This is a genomic window from Yeosuana aromativorans (genome assembly GCF_014646655.1).
Classification (GTDB): domain Bacteria; phylum Bacteroidota; class Bacteroidia; order Flavobacteriales; family Flavobacteriaceae; genus Yeosuana; species Yeosuana aromativorans.
Genome location: NZ_BMNR01000033.1, coordinates 1 through 560 on the forward strand (window position 1 = coordinate 1; position 560 = coordinate 560).

At 33.9% G+C, this 560-nt stretch carries 1 protein-coding gene; it reads right to left on the minus strand.

The features are described from left to right. Positions 1 to 11: 11 nt before the first annotated feature. Entirely contained in the window at positions 12 to 509 is a 498-nt protein-coding gene (locus IEW94_RS16830; protein WP_188655263.1) for a hypothetical protein, read from the minus strand. Positions 510 to 560 lie beyond the last annotated feature (51 nt).

Consider the following 560-nt stretch of genomic DNA (forward strand, 5'->3'; position numbering starts at 1 on the left):
CGAGTAATGGATTATAGCCGTTGTTGTGTGTAGGCTTTTTTATTTCCTATGAGTTTTATTGTCAGTCCAAATAAAATTCCGACAACAACCGCAGGAATAATACCATACATTAAAATCCAATACATTGGCTTGAAAATGTAATCGTAAAATGGGTTACTAAATCCACCAATATTGTCAATTCCCTCTTGGAAAAATCCGATTAGACTGGTCAGAAAGGTAGCTGTCACTAAAGTCAGCACTCCATATTTTATTCCTGTCAGGATATAATTCCGTTTTTTTATAAGAATTTCGACTCCTGCTTTTTTTCCAAAAAAATATCCCATTCCATAAAAGAAAGCAATTCCCAACAACACATTGAACCAAAATCCAATGTCAAAAATCCAAGTAAATGACTTTGATGTCCCATTATAAAAGACTATCGAAGGTATTAAATATGCCAAGACAATTCCAATTGACACAGATATTGTCGCAATTTTAATTCCAATCTTTCCAGCACTTTCTTTTGTCATTTACGATACTTTTATCAGCTTACACACAACGGTTTGGCTATGATTCCGTTG

What these genes read in the sequence shown, in the direction of transcription:
- IEW94_RS16830 (WP_188655263.1), bottom strand. Translation starts at nt 509, where the DNA reads ATGACAAAAGAAAGTGCTGGAAAGATTGGAATTAAAATTGCGACAATA.